At 65.9% G+C, this 23,885-nt stretch carries 15 protein-coding genes; 10 read left to right on the forward strand and 5 right to left on the reverse strand.

The window, feature by feature from the left end:
* Positions 1-56 precede the first annotated feature (56 nt).
* Positions 57-1,880: an ATP-dependent DNA ligase gene (locus tag BSY238_RS17535; protein ID WP_335625440.1), complete on the forward strand. Its 1,824-nt coding sequence runs from the start codon at positions 57-59 to the stop codon at positions 1,878-1,880.
* Positions 1,881-1,922: 42 nt separating this feature from the next.
* Complete coding sequence (locus BSY238_RS17540) at positions 1,923-2,771, forward strand: DUF429 domain-containing protein (protein WP_069040279.1); 849 nt, start codon at positions 1,923-1,925, stop codon at positions 2,769-2,771.
* Positions 2,772-3,082: 311 nt separating this feature from the next.
* Here the strand turns inward: BSY238_RS17540 and BSY238_RS17545 are convergent, their stop codons facing one another.
* Positions 3,083-3,952, reverse strand: a complete 870-nt coding sequence (locus BSY238_RS17545) for a LysR family transcriptional regulator (protein ID WP_069040280.1) — start codon at positions 3,950-3,952, stop codon at positions 3,083-3,085.
* 109 nt (positions 3,953-4,061) lie between these two features.
* Between BSY238_RS17545 and BSY238_RS17550 the strand changes: the two genes are divergently transcribed.
* The 5 genes from BSY238_RS17550 (at position 4,062) to BSY238_RS17570 (ending at position 12,051) form a co-directional block, all read left to right on the forward strand.
* Positions 4,062-4,406, forward strand: coding sequence for an HPF/RaiA family ribosome-associated protein (locus BSY238_RS17550; RefSeq protein ID WP_069040281.1), 345 nt, complete (start codon positions 4,062-4,064; stop codon positions 4,404-4,406).
* Between the two features lie 19 nt (positions 4,407-4,425).
* The gene (locus BSY238_RS17555) at positions 4,426-5,121 is read left to right on the forward strand and encodes a Bax inhibitor-1/YccA family protein (RefSeq protein WP_069040282.1); all 696 of its coding nucleotides are present in this window, start codon (positions 4,426-4,428) and stop codon (positions 5,119-5,121) included.
* Positions 5,122-5,326: 205 nt separating this feature from the next.
* The gene (locus BSY238_RS17560) at positions 5,327-6,472 is read left to right on the forward strand and encodes a methyl-accepting chemotaxis protein (protein WP_223300201.1); all 1,146 of its coding nucleotides are present in this window, start codon (positions 5,327-5,329) and stop codon (positions 6,470-6,472) included.
* Between the two features lie 138 nt (positions 6,473-6,610).
* A complete protein-coding gene (locus BSY238_RS17565; protein WP_069040284.1) occupies positions 6,611-9,649 on the forward strand; it encodes a chemotaxis protein CheB in 3,039 nt (1,012 codons plus the stop codon).
* A gap of 284 nt (positions 9,650-9,933) precedes the next feature.
* On the forward strand, positions 9,934-12,051 hold the full coding sequence (locus BSY238_RS17570; RefSeq protein ID WP_069040285.1) for a putative bifunctional diguanylate cyclase/phosphodiesterase: 2,118 nt from the start codon (positions 9,934-9,936) through the stop codon (positions 12,049-12,051).
* A 91-nt stretch (positions 12,052-12,142) separates the two neighbouring features.
* On the opposite strand, the gene htpG is transcribed toward BSY238_RS17570, so the two are convergent.
* The gene (htpG, locus tag BSY238_RS17575) at positions 12,143-14,080 is read right to left on the reverse strand and encodes a molecular chaperone HtpG (RefSeq protein WP_069040286.1); all 1,938 of its coding nucleotides are present in this window, start codon (positions 14,078-14,080) and stop codon (positions 12,143-12,145) included.
* Positions 14,081-14,183: 103 nt separating this feature from the next.
* Here htpG and BSY238_RS18210 point away from each other — a divergent pair, with 103 nt between their 5' ends.
* Positions 14,184-16,082, forward strand: coding sequence for a pseudouridine synthase (locus BSY238_RS18210; RefSeq protein WP_223300202.1), 1,899 nt, complete (start codon positions 14,184-14,186; stop codon positions 16,080-16,082).
* Between the two features lie 89 nt (positions 16,083-16,171).
* Positions 16,172-16,786 carry a hypothetical protein gene (locus BSY238_RS17585; protein WP_069040287.1) on the forward strand — a complete coding sequence of 205 codons (615 nt, stop codon included), beginning with the start codon at positions 16,172-16,174 and terminating at the stop codon, positions 16,784-16,786.
* Between the two features lie 99 nt (positions 16,787-16,885).
* Here the strand turns inward: BSY238_RS17585 and BSY238_RS17590 are convergent, their stop codons facing one another.
* Positions 16,886-18,547, reverse strand: coding sequence for an aminotransferase class III-fold pyridoxal phosphate-dependent enzyme (locus BSY238_RS17590; protein ID WP_069040288.1), 1,662 nt, complete (start codon positions 18,545-18,547; stop codon positions 16,886-16,888).
* Positions 18,548-18,582: 35 nt separating this feature from the next.
* Between BSY238_RS17590 and asd the strand changes: the two genes are divergently transcribed.
* The gene (gene asd / locus BSY238_RS17595; protein ID WP_069040289.1) at positions 18,583-19,452 is read left to right on the forward strand and encodes an archaetidylserine decarboxylase; all 870 of its coding nucleotides are present in this window, start codon (positions 18,583-18,585) and stop codon (positions 19,450-19,452) included.
* Here asd and parC read toward each other — a convergent pair whose 3' ends face one another.
* Positions 19,453-21,702 carry a DNA topoisomerase IV subunit A gene (gene parC / locus BSY238_RS17600; RefSeq protein WP_069040290.1) on the reverse strand — a complete coding sequence of 750 codons (2,250 nt, stop codon included), beginning with the start codon at positions 21,700-21,702 and terminating at the stop codon, positions 19,453-19,455.
* A gap of 147 nt (positions 21,703-21,849) precedes the next feature.
* On the reverse strand, positions 21,850-23,811 hold the full coding sequence (locus tag BSY238_RS17605; RefSeq protein WP_069040291.1) for a DNA topoisomerase IV subunit B: 1,962 nt from the start codon (positions 23,809-23,811) through the stop codon (positions 21,850-21,852).
* Positions 23,812-23,885: the final 74 nt, after the last annotated feature.

The following is a 23,885-nucleotide window of genomic DNA, read 5'->3' on the forward strand; positions in this document are numbered from 1 at the left end:
GTTGCTGCGCCCACCCCAATTGACTTGCTGCCCAGTAGGTTGGGGTGAGCATAGCGATGCCCAACGATCCCGCTGTGCCCGTCGGCGAGCGCGGCGCGCAGGGCCTCGCGGTCGAACTGCGCGCGCAGCGGCGGGATGGTGCGGCACTGCGGGTCGAAGTGGCCGAACCGCTGCACCGGTGCGCCATCAAAGCGGCGTCCCCCGGTTACGATGGCCCGATGCAGCGATTCGCCGCCCTTTACCTGTCGCTCGACAGCAGCACCTCGACCCGCCATCGCGTGCAGGCGATGCAGGACTATTTCGCGCAGGTGCCGGCGGAAGACGCCGCGTGGGCGGTGTACTTCCTGGCCGGCGGCAAGCCGCGTCAGGCGGTGGGCACGCGCGTGCTGCGCGAAACCGGCGCGCGAGCCGCCGGTATGCCGGACTGGTTGTTCGACGAATGCTACGAGGCGGTCGGCGATCTGGCGGAAACGCTGGCGCTCATCCTGCCGCCACCGCGAGCCGTCACCGACCTTCCGCTGCACCACTGGGTCGGCGTGCTGGGTGCGTTGCGCGCCTCACCCCCCGACGAAAAGCCCGACCTCTTGAACGACGCCTGGCAGGTGCTGGGCAGCGGCGAGCGCTTCCTGTTCAACAAGCTGATTACCGGCGCGCTGCGCGTCGGCGTGTCGCGCCTGCTGGTCACACGGGCGCTGGCGGCGTTTGCACAGGTGCCGGCCGAACTTGTCGCACAGCGTCTGATCGGCTATCTGGCGGCCGACCCGGCGCGCACCGGCATGGGTGCGGCGCGCTTTGTCGCGCTGGTCGCACCCGCCGGCGACGACGAAATCGGCATGCAGCCCTACCCCTTCTTCCTCGCCCATCCGCTGCAGACGAGCCCCGGCGACGCGCTGGGCGATGCCGCCGACTGGATGGCAGAGTGGAAATGGGACGGCATCCGCGCCCAGCTGGTGCGCCGTGCCGGCGCAGTCGCGCTGTGGTCGCGTGGCGAAGAGCTGATCAGCGAGCGCTTTCCGGAGCTGATCGAAGCTGCTGCTGCGCTGCCCGACGGCTGCGTGCTCGACGGCGAAGTGCTCGCCTGGCGCGCCGACGCACCGCTGCCATTCGCGCAGCTGCAGACCCGAATCACCCGCAAGCGGCTCACGCGGCGCCTGCTCGACGACGTGCCGGCGGTATTCATGGCGTACGACCTCATCGAATGCGACGATGCTGACCTGCGCGCGCAGCCGCAGTCGATCCGGCGCGCGCGGCTTGAAGGTCTGCTGGCCGGCAGGGCAACGCCGGTGCTGCGCCAGTCGCCGCTGTTGCGCGGTGACTGGCCCACGCTGGCCGCCGAGCGCGATTGCGCCCGCGAGCACGGCGTCGAGGGCCTGATGCTCAAGCGCGCCGACGCGCCTTACGGCATCGGCCGCACCAAGCTCGACCCGCGTGGCCAGTGGTGGAAATGGAAGATCGACCCCTACACGATCGACGCCGTGCTGATCTACGCCCAGCGCGGCCACGGCCGACGCGCAGGGCTGTACAGCGATTACACCTTCGCGGTCTGGTCGGTCGCGGCCGACGGCACGCGCGCGCTGGTGCCGTTCGCCAAGGCGTATTCCGGCCTGTCGGACGCCGAAATGCGCGAAGTCGACGCCTACATCCGCAGCCACACGATCGAACGCTTCGGCCCGGTCTGTTCGGTCACGCCCGAACTGGTGTTCGAACTGGGTTTCGAGGGCATACAGCCTTCGCCGCGCCACAAGTCCGGCATCGCCGTACGCTTCCCGCGCATGCTGAGGCGGCGACTGGACAAGCCGGCCGCAGAGGCGGATACGATCGATGCGCTGCGCGCGCTGATCGGGTCCCCCACGGCTGCGCAAGGTGTCAAGTCAGGCTGACACCGGGTTGGCTGAGCCGGCGCGATGGGCTACCTTTGCGCCATGAGCACCCTGTACGGCATCGATTTCACCTCTTCCCCGTCGTCACGCAAACCGGTCACTGTTGCCCGCGGGCACGTTGCAGACGACGGCGTCCTGATCCTCGAATCGATCGAACGACTGCCCGCCTGGAGCGCCTTCGAAGCTTTCCTGATGCGGCCAGGTCCGTGGCTGGGCGCGTTCGATTTTCCGTTCGGCCTGCCGCGCGAATCGGTGCTGGAACATGGCTGGCCGACCCACTGGGCGGGTATGGTGCGTGCGGTGTCACAACTTTCCCGCAATGAATTCAAGGCCTTGGCCGATGCCGAACGGGCGCCGCGGCCGGTCGGGCAGAAATACACCCATCGCGCGACCGACCGACCCGCCGGCTCCCACAGCCCGATGAAATTCGTCAATCCGCCGGTCGGCTGGATGTTTCAGGAAGGTGCGCGCCGTCTGCTCGACGCCGGCGTGCATCTGCCCGGCATGCATGGCGGAGACGGATCACGCGTGGCGCTGGAGGCTTACCCGGGCTGGCTGGCGCGCAGCATCGTGCCGGCGTCGTACAAGAGCGAATCGGCCGTCGGCCAGACGCAGGCAAGACTGGCCAACCGCATGCTCATCATCGAGGCGCTGCTGCGCGGTGCCCATCCGCTCGGCGTGGCCCTGCGTTGTGACGACGCCGCGCTGCCCGATGCGATGGCCACCGACGGCACCGGCGACCTGCTCGACTGCGTGCTGTGCCTGGTCGAAGCGGCCTGGGCCTGGACGCGGCGCGATGCCGGCTACGGGCTGCCGCTGCAGATCGACCCGGTAGAGGGATGGATTGTCGGCGTCCAGCCGGCCAGTGCGCCGGACGGGCGCCAGCACTGAACGGATCGCGGCGTCGGTTCATTCGAGGCGCGCGGTGGAACACGGCGGGACCCTTGCGCGCCGTTTTTGTGCGAGCGGCCACTGTGGGAGTTGCGGCTGTAAGAGCGGCGGTTGTGGGAGCAGCGGCTGTGGGAGCGGCGGCCTCGCCGCGATCAGTGCAGTGATGATCGCCTTGCAGAGTGAGTATCGCGGCGAGGCCGCCGCTCCCACAGCCCAGGCCCACAGCCCAGGCCCACAGCCCAGGCCCACAGCCCAGGCCCACAGCCCAGGCCCACAGCCCAGCATCGCCGCCGGATGACCGATCGGGAGTGCTACTGGCCGAGCACCTTCTGCACCAGCGGATGCTGCACGCGGCGCTCTGCGGAGATGGCGTAGAAGTGCTCGACCACTTCGTCGCAGCGACCGAGCAGCTGCAGGCCGCGCTGGCCGGTGAGCTCGTCGTGCGACCACTCGGTCGCCGGAAACGCACCCAGACCGCTTTCGCCGAAGGTGGCCAGCAATGCGCTGTCTTCGAATTCGCCCGCCACGCGCGGGCGCAGGTTCTTGCGGTCGAACCAGTCGTCGATGCGGGCGCGCACCGCGGCGTGGCGGCTCGGCAGCAGCAGCGGCATCTGGTCGAGACAGGCCGGAAAGGCCGCGTCGGACGCAGCGCGCAGCGCGGGCGAGGCGTACCACATCAGCGCGGCCTCGCCGAGCGCATGGCTGTACACCTTCAGATTCGGATTGACCGGCGCCGGGCGGTCAGCCAGCACCACATCCAGCCGGTGCAGTGCGAGATCGGCCAGCAGGTCGTCGAACTCACCTTCGCTGCACAGCAGATGCAGGCCTTCCGTATCGGTGGCGGGCAGGAGCAGATGGCGCGCCACCGGCTTCGGCAGGCCGTCGGAAATGCCGACCGACAGGCGCACCCCCTGCGATGACGCCGCTTCGCGCACGGCGAGCGGCAGCTGTTCGCCCAGCTGGAAGATCTGTTCGGCGTAGCGCAGCGCAGCGACGCCCGCGGCGGTCAGCTCGACGCTGCGGCCGGATGGCTTGAACAGCGCATGGCCGAGCGCCGCTTCCAGCGTGTGGATCTGTGTGCTGACGGTCTGCACCGCCATGTCGAGTCGCTCGGCCGCGCGCGCGATGCCGCCCTCCTTCGTCGCGACCCAGAAGTAATACAGGTGACGGTAGTTGAGCACAGGTACTCCATGGTTCTAAAAATACGAAGTAAAGATACTACAAATGTACATTTAAATGAAGTTTCTCCAGGCGTAAGGTAAGCGCTCGTTCATCCAAAGGAGGACTGTCATGCAAGTCATCGTCGAATCACGAAGTGCCGAATCAAGTGCCCTGCGCAGCGTGGCCGAAAACCGGCTGCGCGTGGTGCTGCGGCGTCTCGCCTGGCGGATACCGAAGGCGCGGGTCAGCCTGTCCGATCTGAATGGGCCGAAAGGTGGCGAAGACAAGCACGTGCAGGTGGAACTGCGGCTGACCGGCGCCCGTCCGGTCGTGGTGTCCGCCACCGGACGCAACTGGCGCAAGGCGATCGATACCGCGCTCGCCCGGGCGAGTCAGCGTGTGGTGCGCACCATGCGGCGCGCCCGTCAGGCCACCACGATGGCGGCGCCCGACCACGACTTTGAAGCGGTCTGAATTCACAGGAGATGCATATATGGAACTGAGATCGAAACGCGGCGCCGATATCACGACGCTGCCCTATGAAGAGGTCGGCTCGACGCTGGCCGATGCGCCGCGCAAGGTGCTGCGCAATACCTACATGCTGCTTGGCCTCAATCTGGCTTTCAGCGCGCTGATCGCCGGTACGTCTGCGGCGATGGCGTGGCCGGCGCCGGGCATCCTGCTGACGCTGGCCGGTTTCTTCGGACTGCTGTTCGCCATCAGCCGCTTCCGCGACAGCGGAGTCGGCGTGCTGCTGACGTTCGCCCTGACCGGCTTCATGGGTTACACCATCGGCCCGCTGCTGTCGTCGGTCGTCGCGCTGCCCGGCGGCGGCCAGATCGTGACGATGGCGCTCGGTGCCACGGCTGGCGTGTTCCTGGCGATGTCGACGTGGGCCAGTGTCACGAAGCGCGACCTCAGCGGCATGGGCGGCTTCCTGTTCATCGGCATGGTGGTGGCGATACTGGCCGGTCTGGGTGCGATCTTCTTCCAGATGCCCGCGCTGTCGCTGACCGTGTCCGCTGCAGTGGTGCTGCTGATGGCCGGCATGATCGCCTTCGAAACCCAGCGCATCGTGCGCGGCGGCGAGACGAACTACGTGATGGCGACGACCGGGCTGTTCGTGTCCATCTTCAACCTCTTCACATCCCTGCTGCAGCTGTTCGGCTTCATGAGCAGCAGCGACTGAGTCTTGCGGCAGGACATTCCCCTTGTCCGCGCGCGGCGTGTCCGCCCGCGGATTTTTTTCGCCCATGCCGGGCCGCGATGGCCATTTCGCAGGGCCGAGCTCAAGCTGACCTGCCGATCTTCCGTAATCAGAAGTTCGGGACAGTTGCGCGGGCCATCGTTCGCCATGTCTTCGTGCGGGGGGAGACATGCTTAAGAACTTGAGCGTGAAAAAGGCGTTCACGCTGTTCGGCGCGTCGTCTGCGCTGATCTGCTGCGTCGCATTCAACATGGTTTCGGGGGGTGGCAACTGGCCGCTGCAGATCGGCGTGTCTCTGCTGCTGCTGGCGGGCGGCGCGCTGACCGGTCACTTCATCGGCCGCTTCTACGGCGCGCGGGCGGAAATCATCGTCGGCGGCCTGCACGCGCTGGCCAAGGGACAGCTCGATCACCGCATCAGTCTCGACGGCAAGGACGACTTCGCCTGGCTCGGCTACGAATACAACGCGGCACGCAAGGCCGTAAAGCAGCTGGTCGAGCGCCTGCAGGCGCTGTCGACCACGCTTACCGGCTCCGCAGTGGAACTGTCGCAGGCGTCGGGCGAAGCACGTGAAACGGTCACGCGTCAGCTCGATTCGATCCGCGCGGTCGGCAGTGCGATCGAGCAGATGAGCGGCAAGATCCAGGATGTGGAATCGCTGTCGCGCGAAGCGAGCGATCTGTCGCAAGCTGCGGGGGCCGCGTCGCAGGTCGGCAAGCGGACTCTCGAAGGTGCGCTGGGCAGCGTGCACGCGGCGTCCGGCAAGATGGCCGACTCGCTCGCCGTGATCGAACGGCTGGTCGATGATTCACGCGCCATCAACCGCATCAACGAACTGATCAAGGAGCTGTCGGACCAGACCAATCTGCTGGCACTCAATGCGGCCATCGAGGCCGCACGTGCCGGCGAACAGGGACGCGGCTTTGCGGTGGTGGCCGACGAAGTTCGCAAGCTGGCGCAGCGCAGCCAGGCCTCGTCGAACGACATCAGCGAACTGGTGGTGCGCATCCGCGACGACGCGGAAGAAACCATCACGCTGGTGCGCGGTTCGAGTGAAGAAGTCGAAGGCGCGATGCAGGATACCGCCAGGGCGGTGAGCGAATTCGAGGCCATCCTGCAGCAGCTGCAGTCCCTGTCCGGCAAGTCGGGGACGATTTCCAGCAGCCTCGGCGCACAGACGACTTCGGTCGCGGAAATCGTCCGCAACACCGAATTGCTGTTCAACCTGTCGCAGCAGAACGCGCACGGCGCGGAGGATACGGCGCGTCAGGGCGACGAGCTGGCCAGTTCGGCGCAGGCGCTGCAGGAAGCCGCCAGCGCCTTCCGCATCTGACCCGGCAAGCGGGGAAGCGCCGGCCCACCGGGCGACCGGAAAATTCAACGGATCGGACTGAACAAAACGGTCGTCACCCGGCTACATTACCAAGCGTAACAGCCCGCCAGGGCCTCGAAACGCGGTGATGGAACGACGATGACCGAAAAGAAGAACAGCAGCACGCCGCGGCGCCACTCGGGCAAGGCCGCGCAGCCGGTCCCTGAAGCATCCGCCGATATCGCTGCATCTTTGCCGCGTACCATCGTTGCGCTGGGTGGCTCGGCCGGCGGGCTCGACGCCTACGAGGCCTTCTTCCGGAGCATGCCTGCGGCCCGCGGCCTCGCCTTCGTGCTGGTCGCGCATCTCGACCCCAGCCACGCCAGCATGCTGACGGAAATACTGCAGCGCTACACCGGTCTTCGCGTCGTCGAGGCACAGGACGGCATGGTCGTCATGGCCGACACGCTCTACGTCGCTCCGCCCAACCGCGACATGACGATCGCGAACGGCACGCTGCTGCTGTCGCTGCCTGACGCACCGCGCGGGCAGCGCATGCCGATCGACGCCTTCTTCCGGTCGCTGGCCGAAGATCAGGGCGAACGCGCGGTCGGCATCATCCTGTCAGGCACGGGCACCGACGGTACTCAGGGCCTGCGTGCCATCCTCGGCGCTGGCGGCATCACGCTGGCGCAGGAGCCGGCGAGCGCCCGATACGAAGGCATGCCGCTCAGCGCCATTCAGTCCGGTTACGCGATGCATGTGCTGCCGGTCGAAAAAATGCCGCCGCTGCTGCTTGCCAATCTGCCGAAGCTGCCCGAACCCGCCCAGGTACGTGCCGAGGCCACTCAGCCCCTTGCAGAACCCGTGCGCAAGGGAGGCATCGATCGCCTGCTGAGCCTGCTGCGCACGGCCACCGGGCACGACTTCTCCCTCTACAAGAAAAGCACGATAGGCCGTCGCATCGAGCGGCGCATGGCGCAGCACGACCTTGATGACATCGAGCTGTATGCGCGTTACATGAAGGAACATCCCGAAGAGACGCAGGCGCTGTTCAAGGAACTGCTCATCAACGTCACCAGCTTCTTCCGCGACCCCGGAGCGTTCGACGTTCTGAAGCAGGACATCCTGCCGCTGCTGTTCGCCGGAAAGCCGGAGGACTACGTAATCCGCATCTGGGTGGCCGGCTGCTCGACCGGCGAGGAGGTGTACTCCATCGCCATGGTGCTGCGCGAATTCATGGACGACACGCATCAGGAGCTGAAGGTCCAGCTCTACGGCACGGATCTGGACGACGATGCGATCGCGCTGGCCCGCGCCGGGCTGTATCCGCCGAACATCACGCCCGACATCACGCCGGAGCGGCTGCGCCGCTTCTTCAGCAAAGAAGAGATCGGATTCCGGGTGAAGAAGGCGATCCGGGAAATGGTCGTGTTCGCGGCTCAGAATGCGATCAAGGATCCGCCCTTCACCCGGCTGGACATGCTCAGTTGCCGCAACCTGATGATCTATCTCGAGCCGGAGCTGCAGAATCGGCTGATCAGCACCTTTCATTACGCCCTGAAACCCGGTGGCGTGCTCTTCCTGTCGCCATCGGAAAGCACCGGCAACCACCCGGAGCTTTTTTCGGCGATCAACCGGAAGTGGAAATTCTATCGGGCAGTGCATTCGGTGCTGCCGATGCGGCTCATGCTGAGCGACCACCCGGCGGCGGCGGCCGAAAGCGGCAGCAAGGAAGCCGGAGCGACGACAAAGGTGGTCAAGGCAGCGAACTTTTCGGACTTCACGCGGCGCGTGCTGCTGCAGTCCTACGCCCCGGCCTCGGTGGTGACCGACCTGAAGGGCAACATCCTTTTCGTGCATGGCGAAACCGGCAGGTATCTGCGGCCGGCGCCGGGGCAGGCGTCTCTGAACGTGGTCGACATGGCACGCGAAGGGCTGCAGGTCGAACTGCGCGCCGCGCTGAATGCCGCGGTTGCACAGGGTCAGGCGATGCTGGGCCGGGAGGCGTCTATTGGTCCCGACGGCAGTGATGCGCCGAAGGTGAAACTCAGCGTGCGCCCGCTACCGGGCCCGGAAAGCGGCCAGAATCTGTTGCTCGTGAGCTTCGAGGACGTGAATGAACCGGCTCCGCAGAAGCGCCGGCGCAAGCTGCAGAAGGAGGGCTCACCGGAAATGCAGCGCATCGGCGAACTTGAACGCGACCTCGCCTACACGCGGGAAAACCTGCAGGCGACGATAGAAGAGCAGCAGGCCTCGAACGAGGAGCTGAAGTCTGCCAACGAAGAACTGCAGTCGACCAATGAAGAACTGCAGTCGACCAATGAAGAACTCGAAACGTCCAAGGAAGAACTGCAGTCGGTCAACGAGGAGCTGATTTCCGTCAATACCGAACTGCAGGCCAAGATCGAACAGCTGGCGAGCATGCAGGACGACATGAAGAACGTGCTCGACAACATCAATGTCGGCACCGTCTTTCTCGACCAGCACCTGGCGATTCGCCGCTATACGCGGGAGGCGGCACGCATCTACCGGCTGGTCGCAACGGATGTCGGGCGTTCCCTCGGCGACATCAAATCGGATCTGACCGAAGAGCTCGGCGGCGCGGCGCAGAGCGTGCTCGACACGCTGGTGCCGTTCGAGCGCGAAGTACGCACGCTTGCCGGTGCCAGCTATCTCGCACGGATCCAGCCCTATCGCACGCTGGACAACGTGATCGAAGGCGTGGTGCTGACCTTCAACGACATCAGCCGGCGCATCGAGGCCGAAGCCGCTGAACACAAGGCCCGTCAGCTGGCCGAAAGCATCGTTGATACGGTGCGCGAGCCGCTGGTCGTGCTCGACGCCGACATGCGGGTGGTGTCGGCGAGCCGCTCTTTTTACCGGTACTTCGATACCGACCCGGACGACACCGTGGGACGATCGCTCTACGAACTGGGCATGGAGCGGAGCAAAGGCCGGAGCAAAGACCGGGGCAAAGGTCAGTGGAATGTGCCAGCGCTGCGCGAACTGCTGGAAAACCTTCTGCCGCGCGACGAGAGCATGAACGACTTTGCAATGGAATTTGAAACCTCTGCCGGCGTGCGCTGCCGCATGACGCTCAACGCGCGTCGCATCGTCGGTGAAAGCGGCCAGAAGCCGCTCATATTGCTGGCGATGGAGACGGGCCCTCTGACGATCCCGTCTGCCGACGATTGAGCCTCTGCCGGCCTGCGGAAGCGCGTCACCTTTTTTTGCTTTGCGGCGACGCGGCGTGGCCGGCTGCGAGCGATACTACCTAAGGAGTAGATGAGGCGAAGACCCAAGCGCGTCCGGACAATCGCGCGCTTCACCCGGAGAGGCCGTTGCCGATGAGAGGAAAACAACGGGACTACGCTCCAGCGGGTCTTCGAATCGCCGCGGAAGCAAGGCTTGATCACCCGAGCGCACGCGCTGCGGACGGGCACCCACGCCCTGCGGACGAACTGCTGTACGAACTTCAGGTGCACCAGCTCGAGCTCGAAATGCAGAACGAGGCCCTCGTCCAGGCCCAGATCGCGCTGGAAGAGTCGCGCGACCGTTACCTAGACCTCTACGAACTGGCGCCGATCGGCTACATCACGCTGACCCGCAGCGACCAGATCAGCGCCATCAACCTGACCGGCGCGAACCTGCTGGGAGAAGAACGCAGCAAGCTGCTGCAGCGGCGCTTCGCACGCTTCATCGTTCCCGAGGACCGCGACTTCTGGCATCGATATTTCATGCAGGCGCTCAGGCAGGACAGCAGCTCGACCTGCGAGCTGACCCTGCAGCGGGGCGATGGCACTTTTTTCGACGCCAGTCTCGATTGTCTGCGCAGCAGCGGAGACGATGCATCGATGCAGACATTGCGGGTGGCCATCAGCGACATCACCGCGCGCCGTCAGCGCAACGAAGAAGAGCGCCGCATTGCGGCGATCGCGTTCGAATCGCAGGAAGGCATGATGGTGACCGACCCGAACGGGGTAATCATCCGGGTCAACCGTGCGTTCACACAACTGACCGGCTACAGCGCGGAAGAGGCGATCGGCCACACACCGGCCCTGCTCAATTCAGGCCGTCAGAGCAAGGACTTCTACCGCGAGATGTGGGAAGCGCTGGAAGATGGCGGCTACTGGCAGGGCAAGCTGTGGAACCGGAGCAAGAACGGCGAACTGTTTGCCGAATGGCTCACCATCTCGGCGGTCAGCGGCCCGGACGGATGCACATCGCATTACGTCGGCGCCTTCTCGGACATCACGCGCCACCTGGAGGCGGAAGCGGAGATCCATCGTCTTGCCTACTTCGACGCACTCACCCATCTGCCGAACCGGCGCCTGCTGCTCGACCGCATCGCCCAGGCCATGGCAGGCAGCGCACGCAGCAACACTTTCGGCGCCGTGCTTTTTCTGGATCTGGACAATTTCAAGACACTGAACGACACGCGCGGCCACGATGTGGGCGATCAGTTGCTGCTTGAGGCGGCACAGCGCATTCAGGAACAGGTGCGCGAAGGGGACACCGTGGCGCGGCTGGGCGGTGATGAATTCGTGGTGATGCTGCTCAATCTGAGCACTGATGCGCACGAAGCCGCCGCGCATACCCGGCTGGTCGGAGAAAAGATCCGCGAAGCACTCGCGCAGCCTTATGCCTTGCACGGCGGTGACTTCCACTGCACCAGCAGCATCGGAATTTCAATGTTCCGCAACCACGACATGCCGGTCGATACGCTGCTCAAGCATGCCGATCTCGCCATGTACGAAGCCAAGAGCTCGGGCCGTAACGCACTGCGCTTCTTCGACCCGGCCATGCAGACTGCGCTCGATGAGCGCAGCGCGCTTGAAGCGGATTTGCGCAATGCCGTGAGAGACGGGCAACTGCACGCATTCTATCAACCGCAACTGGACGATTCCGGACGTGTAATCGGCGCCGAAGCACTTTTGCGCTGGCAGCATCCGGTTCGAGGCATGGTGCTGCCCGGCGTCTTCATTCCGCTGGCCGAGGCAACTGATCTGATCAGGCCGCTCGGGCGCTGGGTACTTGAATCTGCCTGTCGTCAGATTCGCAAATGGTCCGCTTCCGAGACCACGCGACATCTGACCGTGGCGGTGAATGTCAGCGCGCGCCAGTTCAACCAGAACGACTTCGTCAAGGAACTGGCGGCCATCATCGCCCGCACCGGTGCTGATCCGGCCCGTCTCAAGCTCGAACTGACCGAAAGTCTGCTCATCGAGGATATCGACGACATCGTGCTGCGCATGCAGCAGATCAAGGCGCAGGGCATCTCCCTGTCGCTGGATGACTTCGGCACCGGATTCTCTTCACTGTCCTGCCTCAAGCGCCTGCCGCTGGACCAGATCAAGGTCGACCAGGCCTTCGTCCGCGATCTCGTCATCGATCCGGACGACGAAACTATCGTGCAAGCCATCGTCACCATGGGGCGCATCCTGGGTCTCGATGTGATCGCTGAAGGGGTGGAGACAATCGCGCAACGCGACCGCCTGCGTGAATATGGTTGTTTGCGGTATCAGGGGTATCTGTTCGCGCCTCCGCTCGCGCCGGATGAGTTCGAGCGATTCCTTTGCGGGGGTGCGGGCAGCTGAACGTCGGGCGCTCAACACGCTGCGACGATCGACGCCGACAGTAAGAAAAAAGGGCGCTTCCGAGAGCGCCCTTTTTCGTTCTGCAGCGTGCTTACGCAGTCGGTCGTTCGCCGCTCATCGCCAGCATCAGCTGGTTCATCCGGCGCACGAAGGTGGCCGGATCTTCCAGTGCGCCGCCCTCCGCCAGCAGGGCCTGATCGAACAGCACGGCGGCCCAGTCGTCGAAGTGCGCATCTTCCGTGCGCAGCCGCTGTACCACCGGGTGCTGCGGATTGATTTCGAGCGTGGGCTTGGACGCCGGTGCGTCGCGGCCGGCCGACTTCAGGATGCGCGCCAGATTGCCGCCGATCTCGAATTCGTCCGACACCAGGCAGGCTGGCGAATCGGTCAGGCGGTGCGTAATGCGCACCTCCTTCACCTGTTCGGACAGCGCGGCCTGGAGGCGTTCGACCAGCGGCTTGAATTCGCCCTCGTCGCGTTCGCGCGCCTGCTTCTCGGCTTCGTCTTCCATGGCGCCCAGATCGAGCCCGCCCTTGGCGACAGACACCATCGGCCGACCTTCGAACTCGGTCATGTTGCCGACCACCCACTCGTCGATCTGCTCGTGCATCAGCAGCACTTCGATGCCCTTCTTGCGGAACACTTCGAGATGGGGGCTGTTCTTTGCCGCCTTGAACGACTCGGCGGTGACGTAATAGATCTTGCTCTGGCCGTCCTTCATGCGCGACAGGTAGTCGGCCAGCGACACCGACTGCTCTTCGGTATCGAGATGCGTGGAGGCGAAGCGCAGCAGTTTCGCGATGCGCTCGCGGTTGGCCGTGTCTTCGCCCACACCTTCCTTGAACACATTGCCGAAGGCCTGCCAGAAGGTGGTGAATTTCTCCTTCTGCGCCGGATCCTCGTTGTCGGCCAGATCTTCCAGCACCGACAGGATCTTCTTCGTGCAACCGGAGCGGATGGTGTCGATGTCGCGGCCTTCCTGCAGGATTTCGCGCGACACGTTCAGCGGCAGATCGGCCGAATCGACCACGCCGCGCACGAAGCGCAGATAGCCCGGCAGCAGCTTGTCGGCATCGTCCATGATGAACACGCGGCGCACGTAGAGCTTGAGGCCGTGCTTGGTCTTGCGGTCCCACATGTCGAAGGGCGCGCGTGCCGGGATGTACAGCAGCTGCGTGTACTCGTGCCGCCCTTCGACCCGCGCATGTGACCAGGCCAGCGGCGCCTGGAAGTCGTGGCTGACGTGCTTGTAGAACTCTTCGTACTGCTCGTCGGTGATGTCCGACTTCGAGCGCGTCCACAGCGCATTGGCCTGATTGACCGTTTCGTCCTCGTCGGTCGTGATCTGTTCGCCGTCTTTCCACTCTTCCTTCTTCATCACGACCGGTTGCAGGATGTGGTCGGAGTATTCGCGGATGATGTGGCGCAGCTTGAAGCCGGACAGCAGTTCGTCCTGGTCCTCGCGCAGGTGCAGCACGATTTCGGTACCGCGCGCCTCGCGCTCGATCTGTTCCACGGTGTACTCGCCCGCCGTGTCACCCGTCATCGAGCACGACCAGCGCACGCCGTCGGTGATCGGCAGTCCGGCGCGGCGCGTGGTGACCGTGACCGTGTCGGCGACGATGAAGGCGGAGTAGAAGCCGACGCCGAACTGTCCGATCAGGTTGGCGTCCTTCTTCTGGTCGCCGGTCAGGCTGGAGAAGAATTCCTTGGTGCCGCTGCGGGCGATCGTGCCGAGATGGGAGATCGCCTCGTCGCGCGACATGCCGATGCCGTTGTCGGTGATCGTGATGGTGCGTGCGTTCTTGTCGAAGGCGACGCGGATTTTCAGGTCGGAATCGGATTCGAGCAGCGCCGGATCCGCGATCGCTTCGAAACGCAGCTTGTCGCAGGCGTCCGACGCATTGCTGACCAGTTCGCGCAGGAAAATGTCGCGGTTGCTGTACAGGGAATGGATCATCAGGTGAAGCAGCTGCTTCACTTCGGCCTGGAAATTCATGGTCTGGGCGGCGGTGGCGGTTTCCGACATGGCGACTCCGTGATGAGAAATGACAACCGCGGAAGGTTGAGACTTCCCCCCGACATTTCAAGTCCCCGCTATGCTGTGCGGTCCACAGATTGTTGACTTCACGATGACCACTCGTCCGAAACTCGGTTTGCCGAGCAAATCCGACAGCCCGACTGCCTCGGACCGCGATCCGGCCCGCAAGCCGGTGCGCAACAGCACCGCCAAGTCCCGGACATTGAGCCGCAATACGACCCAGGTCGCGCCCGCCGCCAAGACCCCGCGCGGCCGCGACGCCGCGCCGCGCCGTGACATGGGTGATCGGCCACCGCGCAAGGATTTTTCCGATCGTCCGCCGCGCACCGACCGTGGCGAGCGCTCCGCTCGTGCCCCCGGTGCCGCCGACGCGCCGAAACGCCCTTGGACGCCGCGCCCCGAGCGCGACAGCCGTCCGCCGCGTGCCGAGGGCGGCGAACGCGCGCCGCGCGGCAGTTTCGCCGATCGTCCGCCGCGCACCGACCGTGGCGAGCGCCCCGCTCGTGCCCCCGGTGCCGCCGACGCGCCGAAACGCCCGTGGACGCCGCGCCCCGAGCGCGACAGCCGTCCGCCGCGTGCCGAGGGCGGCGAGCGCGCGCCGCGCGGCAATTTCGCCGATCGCCCGCCGCGCACCGATCGCGGCGAGCGGCCTGTCCGCGCGCCCGGTGCCGACGACGCCCCAAAGCGCCCATGGACGCCGCGTCCCGAGCGCGACAGCCGTCCGCCGCGCGCCGAGGGTGGCGAACGCGCACCGCGCGGCAATTTCGCCGACCGGCCGCCACGCAGTGATCGTGGCGAGCGCCCTGCCCGTGCGCCCGGTGCCGACGACGCACAGAAGCGCCCATGGACGCCGCGCCCCGAACGCGACAGCCGTCCGCCGCGCGCCGAAGGCAGCGAGCGCGCGCCGCGCGGCAACTTTGCCGACCGGCCGCCACGCAGTGATCGTGGCGAGCGCCCTGCCCGTGCGCCCGGTGCCGACGACGCACAGAAGCGCCCATGGACGCCGCGCCCCGAGCGCGACAGCCGTCCGCCACGTGCCGAAGGCAGCGAGCGCGCGCCGCGTGGCAGCTTTGCCGACCGGCCGCCACGTTCCGAGGGCGGCGAACGCCCGCGCAGCGCGAAGCCTGCCGCCGCGCCGCTGCGCCCGGCCAAGCCGTGGGAAGAGCGCGACATGGACAAGAAAGGTCGCGTGAAGGCGGTGCCGGCCGAAGACGGCGACGACCACCCGAAGGACGGCATCCGCGTGTCGCGCTGGCTGGCCGATCGGGGCGCGGCATCGCGTCGCGAAGCGGATGACTGGATCGTGCGCGGCTGGGTGACGGTGGATGGCGAAGTCGCCGTGCTCGGCCAGCGCGTGCTGTCGCACCAGAAGGTCGAGGTGAACAAGGAGGCGCGCGCCGATCAGGCACTGCGCGTCACCGTGCTGATGCACAAGCCGGTCGGTTTCGTCAGCGGTCAGGCGGAAGACGGCCACGAGCCGGCCAGCGTGCTGTTCGTGCCGGAAAACCAGTGGATGGGCGACAAGTCGGGGCAGACATTCAATCGCAATCATCTGCGCGGGCTGGCGCCGGCCGGCCGGCTGGACATCGATTCGCACGGTCTGCTGGTGCTGACGCAGGACGGGCGCGTCGCCCGCGTGCTGATCGGCGAGGATTCGACGATAGAAAAGGAATACCTCGTGCGCGTGCGGGCCACGAAGTCGTTCGGCAACGGCCCGCTGTCCGAAGTCTTCCCGGCCGAATCGCTGGCGCTGCTGAATCACGGCCTCGAACTGGACGACCAGCCGCTCAAGCCGGCCAAGGTGAGCTGGCAGAACGAGGAACAGATGCGTTTCGTGCTGCGCGAAGGCAAGAAGCGGCAGATCCGCCGCATGTGCGACGCGGTCGGCCTCGAAGTGGTTGCGCTCAAGCGCGTGCGCATCGGCCGCATCCCGCTCGCCGATCTGCCGGTCGGCAAATGGCGCTACCTGCGGGCGGACGAAGCCTTCTGAACGACCGCATCCTGTCACCAAGATGTAGACGAACTGCATTCTTCATGTAACGCCTCTTTCGTAGCCTGCACACACTACGGAGGCGTTACATGAACGAATTTCTGAAGGCCCTGCATGTCCAGCGCTGGGATGACCACCGCTACTACCACCACAGCCGCATCAACCAGAGCCTGCACCTGATCAGTGCGCTGAGCTTTCTTGCGGCCTACGCCATGCTGTTCGTCGACCCGGCCGCTGCGGCGCTGCTCAGCTGGGGTGTCGCCATGGTGTCGCGCCAGTCCGGCCACTTCTTCTTCGAACCCAAGGGCTACGACCACGTCAATCAGGCAACCCACGAATTCAAGGAAGACATCAAGGTCGGCTACAACCTGCGACGCAAGATCGTACTGATGGGGGTGTGGGCGTTGTCACCGGTGGTGCTGTACGTCGATCCGGCGCTGTTCGGCCTGCTCGAGCCGCATGCCGACATGCGCGGCTTCGTGCACAACACCTCGCTGATCTGGCTGGCCGTGGGCATCGGTGGTTTGCTGTTCCGCACCGTGCATCTGTTCTTCATCCGCGACGTTCAGACCGGCCTGGTGTGGATGACCAAGATCCTCACCGATCCCTTCCACGACGTGAAGCTGTACTACCGCGCCCCGCTCTATCTGTTGCGCGGCGAATTGATCGACCCTCGCCACGCGCAGCATTCGGCGCAAACCTGAAGAATGGTTCTCGCGGCGAGGGCGGAGCGAGGATTTCCGCGAGCACGACTCGCCTGATCCGCCGCTCCGCCCTCGTCCCTGCGTTGTTCAGCCATGCCTTCAGCCGCGCCGCGCAAACCGCTCCGCCAGCATTTCCCGCAGGATGCGGCGCTTGACCTGCTTGTTGCTCGCCCCTTCCGGCACCCACCACCAGCCATCGGCCTGCATGCGGTGCGCAGCCGCGACGAAGCGATCGCACACCGCATCGAATTCGGCGTCGCCGTAATTCAGACTGAAGATGAGCCGGCCGGTGCCGACCCAGCTCAGCGCCAGACCTTCGGCCCGCAGGTAGTACTGCAGCATCCAGTTGTAGCGCGACGGCACGCGGTAGGTCACGGTCCAGATCGACGACAGGTTCACCACCCGCACCGGCAGATCCGCTTCGCCCAGCAGTGCATTGAGCTTTTCGGCGCGCGCGTTCCAGCGTTCATCGAGGCCGTCGTACAGTGCTGCGATCGGCTGTGTGTCGAGCGCGCGCAGGAATTCGTTCATCGCGGCCATCACGTGCGGATGCGAATTGAAGGTGCCGCGCGCAAAGCAGATGTCGGCCGGCCGGTCGTCGCGGTAGCGGCGCATCAGCGCGGCCTTGCCGCACACCACACCGACCGGGTAACCACCGCCCAGCGTCTTGCCGTAGGTGACCATGTCGGCGCGCACGCCGAAGTACTCCTGCGCGCCGCCGGGTGCGAGCCGGAAGCCGACGAACACCTCGTCGAAAATCAGCACGATGCCGCGCGCCGTGCACACCTCGCGCAGCTGGCGCAGCCAGTCGGCGTAGGCGGCACGATCGAAATGGGCGCGCCGGCCGCCGTCGACCAGCGACGAGTCGCCGGGTGCACCGGCATTCGGGTGCAGTGCCTGCAGCGGGTTCACCAGCACGCAGGCAATGTCGCGCCGGGTGCGCAGCACGTGCAGCGTATCGGCATGCATGTCCTTCAGCGTGTAGGTGTGTTCGGCCGCGACCGGATTGCCGACGCCCGGCTGCACATCGCCCCACCATCCGTGGTAGGCGCCGCAGAAGCGCACCAGATGGCTGCGCCGCGTGTGATAGCGCGCCAGGCGCACCGCCTGCATGACCGCCTCGGTGCCGGACATGTGGAAGGACACTTCATCGAGTCCGGAAATCGCGCACAGCCGTTTCACGTTGTCGGCCAGCAGCGGATGAAAACTGCCGAGCACCGGGCCGAGGGCCTCGACCTGGGCATTGCCGCGCGCCATGCAGCCCTTGTAGAAGTCGTAGCCGAACACATTGACGCCGTACGAGCCGGTCAGGTCGTAGGCGACGTTGCCGTCGAGATCGGTCACCGTGACGCCGGACGACGACGCAACGAAGCTGCCGGCCTTCAGGTGCTCGCGCACATGGCGGCTGAACGGGAACGGAACGCGGTAGGCGCTGGTGAATTGCAGGTCGGACAGCATGGGCTGCACGTCTGCCGTCAGCGCGCGCGTCATCGGGTAGCGCGCGCGGTACAGCGCGGCAAGACGTTCGAAGGCGAGGCGGCGCTGTTCGACCACGGCGGGCGGCGCGTCGTCTGCCGCGAACATGTCGGCCGCATCGAATTCGTAGAACGGCAGCAGCTTTGCCACGCGACGCGACATCTTGGAGTGGCCGGCGAGCGAGCGGTGTTTGGCGCGCGACAGTTCAAGCCGGCGCTTGACGCGCGGCAGAAGCGCCAGCAGCGCTGCGGCGCCGGCGACGTAGAAAGGGAGAGCTTCGGTCATGCTTCACCGAAATATCAGTGCGAGGTTACGGCACCATGAATGACGCCGATCTGCCGGCCAGATGGCGGCTGCGTGACGCGCTGAACTTCGCGCTGACCAACCGCGTACCGCGCGCCGCGCTGACCCGTTTCGCCGGCTGGTTCAGCCGGATCGAGCAACCGCTGGTGCGCGATGTGTCGATCGCGCTGTGGCGGCTGTTCGGTGATGTCGATCTGTCCGAGGCGAAAAAGAGACACTTCACCAGCCTGCACGACTGTTTCGTACGCGAGCTGCGCGATGGCGCGCGACCGGTCGATGCCGATCCGCTCACACTGGTCAGCCCGTGCGACGGCATCGTCGTGGCCTGTGGCCGCATCGATGGCGACACGCTGCTGCAGGCCAAGGGCCTTCATTACACGCTGGAGGAACTGCTGGGCGATGGCGCGCTCGCGGCGCAGTTTCGCGATGGCTGCTTTGCCACCGTGCGCATCACGGCGTCGATGTATCACCGCTTCCATGCGCCGCACGACTGCCGGGTATCGCATGTCACCTACTTTCCGGGCGACACCTGGAACGTCAATCCGCCGGCGCTCGCACGGGTGGACAAGCTGTACTGTCGCAACGAGCGTGCGGCGATCACCACCGCGCTGGCCGATGGCACGCCTGTGCTGCTGGTGCCGGTGGCGGCCATCCTGGTGGCCAGCCTGCGCCTGCACTGTCTCGACCTGCTGCTGCACGCCGGCTATCGCGGTCCGCACCGGCTGGCCTGCGACGCCACGCTGCACAAGGGTGACGAAATGGGCTGGTTCCAGCACGGCTCGACCATCATCGTGCTGGCGCCGTCGACCCTGGCGCTGCACCCGCTGACGGTCATCGGCCGACGCATCCGGACCGGCGAGGCGCTGATGCGCCTGCCCGGGGGGTGATCAGCCCAGTTTCTTCCCCTTGGTGGCGCGCACGCCGCGCCAGGCCATCAGCGCCGCTTCGTCCAGTGTCAGCGCCTTCGGGCGCCCGCGCGAACCGGGTACGTTCAGCACCAGCCGGCCGCGGAACAGATCCAGCATGGCCAGCGACTCGCCATCGGGCAGCGTCATGATCTTCACGCCCTTGCCGCCGGACAGTGTCTTCATTTCATCGAGCGGGAACACCAGCAGGCGGTCACCGGCCATTGCCACGACCCAGGCGTCGTCCGGCTGCAGCCGCAGCGGCGGCAGCGCCAGCGTGCCATCGGTATTCAGGAAGGCCTTGCCGGCCCGATTGCGGCTCACCATGTCTTCGATGGTGCAGACAAAGCCGTAGCCGCCGTCCGATGCGACGAGATAGCGGCTGCCGGGCTCGCCGGTCAGCACCGCGACCAGTTTCTTGCCGGCCAGATCGGCGAGTGACGACACCGGCACGCCGTCGCCCTTGCCGCTGGGCAGGTCGGTCGGCTTGATCGTGTAGCTGCGGCCGTCAGCGTCGAGCAGGATGACCGGCCACACGGTGCGGCACTTCAGCACCGCCAGCGGACCGTCACCGGCCTTCCAGGTCAGCGCCGCCTCATCGACGTCGTGACCCGAACGCAGGCGGCCAAAGCCGCTGCGCGACACGATGACGGTGACCGCCTCGTCGATCTGCGGCACTTCGCGCGAACGCGTCGCCTGCACGTCGGCATTGACCCGGGTGCGCCGCTCGTCGCCGAAACGTTCGACATCGGCCTTCACCTCGTCGCGCACGAAGCGGCGCAGTGCGGTGTCGCTGCCCAGAATGCCCAGCAGGCCGGTGCGTTCGGCATCGAGCGCGTCGCGCTCCGCCTGCAGCTTGATCGCTTCGAGCTTCGCCAGCTGGCGCAGGCGGATTTCCAGCACGTCCTCGGCCTGCCGCTCGGTGATGCCGAAGCCGGCCATCAGGTCGGCCTTCGGATCGTCGGCGGCACGGATGATGGCGATCGCGCGGTCGATGTCGAGCAGGATGGCCAGCCGGCCATCGAGAATGTGCATGCGCTCGTCGATGTCGGCGATGCGCTGGGTCAGCCGGCGCGACACCGCGGCGAGCCGGTAGTCGCACCACTGGCGCAGCACCGCCGGCAGGCCGATCTGGCCCGGCCGGCGCCGCGTGTCGAGCAGTGTGAGGTTCAGGCTGGTGTTGCATTCGAGGTCGGTATAGGCGAACAGGAAGGCCAGCAGGTCTTCCTGGCTCACCGCGCGCGACTTCGGTTCGATCACCAGACGCACCGGATGACGCGCATCGGATTCGTCGCGCACCGAATCGATCAACGAGGTGGCCAGTGTTTTCGTGCGTGCCTGGTCATCGCTGATCTTCTTCTTGTCGCCCTTGGGCCTGGGGTTCGCAAGATCGTCGATGCGGGTCAGGATGGCGCCGGTGCTGACACCGGGCGGCAGAGCGGTGACGACGATCTGCCATTGGCCGCGCGCCAGCGCCTCGACTTCGTAGTTGGCGCGCATGCGGAACGAGCCGCGCCCTTCCTTGTAGGCGGCGACCACGCTTTCGCGCGACGAAATCAGCGTCGCGCCATTCGGGAAGTCCGGCCCCTGGAAGCAGTCGATGAGGTCGTCGTCCGGCATGCGCGGATCGACCAGCAGCCGGCAGGTCGCTTCGCCGATCTCGCGCAGGTTGTGCGGCGGAATTTCGCACGCCATGCCGACCGCTATGCCGGACGCCCCGTTGGCCAGCACCACCGGCAGGCGCGCCGGCAGCAGCGCCGGTTCCTGCTGCGTGCCGTCGTAATTCGGCTGAAAGTCGATGACGCCCGCGTTCAGTTCCGACAGCAGCACGTGCCGCGCGAAGGCGGTCAGCCGGCACTCGGTGTAGCGCATCGCTGCGGCGTTGTCGCCGTCCATCGAACCGAAATTGCCCTGGCCGTCGATCAGCGGGTAACGCAGCGTGAACGGCTGCGCCAGACGCACCATGGCTTCATACACCGACGAATCGCCGTGCGGGTGGTACTTGCCGATGACGTCACCCACCACGCGCGCCGACTTCTTGTGCGCCGCATCGGGGCGCGCGAAGCCATCCATCGCGAACAGGATGCGCCGCTGCACCGGCTTCATGCCGTCTTCCAGCCCCGGCAGCGCGCGCGAGGTGACGACCGACATGGCGTAGGTCAGATAGGCCTGCGACGCATGCGCGTCGATCGGCACGTCATCGATGTCGGGTTCGAACAGGGTGTCGCTCAATTCAGGAACTCCAGTGACTCATTGCGCATTTCGTAGGTTGGGGTGAGCGCAGCGATGCCCAACACGCCCGTATGCCAGCAGCGTCGTGAAAGTCGTGGCAGGTTACGTTGGGCATCGCTGCGCTCACCCCAACCTGCAGGTTTCCGATCACGCATCGGGCACCACGCTGTCGCCTTCCTGTTCCATCCAGCGGCGGCGGCGCTCGGCTTCCTTCTTGCCCATCAGCATGGTGAAGGTGTTCATCACCACGTCGGCGTCGGCGCCCGGCGTGATGCGGATCAGCCGTCGCGTTTCCGGGTTCATCGCGGTTTCCTTCAGCTCGTCCGGGTTCATTTCGCCCAGACCCTTGAAGCGGCTGACTGTCAGCGCGCTTTCGGCGATGCCGTCGTTGATCAGGCCCTCGAGCATGCTGTTGCGTTCGGCTTCGTCGAGCGCGTACAGCCGGCGTGCCGGGCGCGCCTTCGTCGGCGCGATCTTGATGCAGTACAGCGGCGGCTGGCCGATGAATACATGGCCGCGTGCGATCAGGCGCGGGAAGTGGCGCAGGAACAGCGTGAGCTGCAGCGTCTGGATGTGGGCGCCATCGACGTCGGCGTCCGACAGGATGATCACCTTGTGGTAGCGCAGGCCGTCGAGCACGGTGTCGGGCGCGTCCGGCTTGTGCGGGTCGATGCCCAGCGCCACTGCGATGTCGTGCACTTCGTTGTTGGCGAAGATTTCCGACGCATCGATTTCGAAGGTGTTCAGCACCTTGCCGCGCAGCGGCAGCACCGCCTGGAAGGTGCGATCGCGTGCCTGCTTGGCGCTGCCGCCGGCCGAATCGCCCTCGACCAGGAAGATTTCGTTCTGCTCCGGCACCGTGCCGGTGGCGTCGGTCAGCTTGCCCGGCAGCAAGGTGACGCCGGAACCGGCGCGCTTCTCCACCACCTTGCCGGCGCGCGCGCGCGACTGCGCGCTTCGGATGGCCAGCCCGGCAATGCGCTGCGCTTCGGCCGCGTGGTCGTTGAGCCAGCGGTCGAGCGCATCCTTGATCGATTCGTACACCAGCTTCACCGCCTCGCGGTTGTTCAGCTTGTCCTTGGTCTGGCCCTGGAAGCGGGGTTCCAGCACGCGCGCGCTCAGCACATAGCTGGCGTGATGCGACACGTCTTCCGACTGCAGCGCCAGCTTGGCCGGCATCAGGCCGTGGTGCGTGGCGTAGTCCTTCACCGATTCGAACAGGGCCTGGCGCATGCCGGATTCGTGCATGCCGCCGCCCGGGGTCGGAATCAGATTGACGAAGGATTCGCGCACCGACGCGCCTTCGACGAAGCCGATCGCCCACTCGGCGCCCTCGCCCGCGTCATAGCCGGGCAGTGCGCTGCGTGCACCGGCGAACACGGCCTGACGCGGTGCGCCGGGCGCCGTGTCGCCGATCGCCTCGAACAGCTGTTCGCGCAGATAGTCTTCCAGCCCGTTCGCGTAGTGCCACTCGCGCGTATCGCCGCTTTCCTCGTCCTGGAACACGATGCGCACCCCGGGCAGCATGGCGCTGCGGGCGCGCAGCAGGTGCTCGACATCGACCCGCTTGATCTTCGCCGTGGCGAAGTAACGCGGGTCTGGCCAGGCGCGCACCCGCGTGCCGTTGTGCGTTTTCGGGCAACTGCCGACTTCGGTGAGGCCTTGCGACACACCGTGGTCGAAGGCAATCGCGTACTCGCGGCCGGCGCGCTTCACGGTCGCCTCCAGCCGCTTCGACAGCGCGTTGGTGACCGTGACGCCGACGCCGTGCAGGCCGCCCGCGATGCGGTAGGCCTTGCCTTCGAACTTGCCGCCCGAGTGCGGGATGGTGAAGATGACCTCGATCGCCGGCACGCCCTTGGTCGGATGGATGTCCACCGGAATGCCGCGCCCGTTGTCCTCCACCGTCACCGAGCCGTCGGCGTGCATGATCACGCCCAGCCGGTCGGCAAAACCGCCCTGCGCCTCGTCGCAGGCGTTGTCGATCATTTCCTGCACGATGTGGTTCGGACTTTCGGTCCGCGTGTACATGTCCGGCCGCTTCTGGATCGGCGCGATGCCTTCGAGCACCTGGATTTCGGCGGCGTTGTAACTGCTGGGTTTGTTCATGTCGCAGCGGGCTGAGGTCGGTGGAACAGAGATATTCGGTACAGCGCGCGCCGACGGGGCCGCGCGAAAGGTGC

It is taken from the genome of Methyloversatilis sp. RAC08 (assembly GCF_001713355.1).
In the GTDB taxonomy this organism is placed as follows: Bacteria; Pseudomonadota; Gammaproteobacteria; order Burkholderiales; family Rhodocyclaceae; genus Methyloversatilis.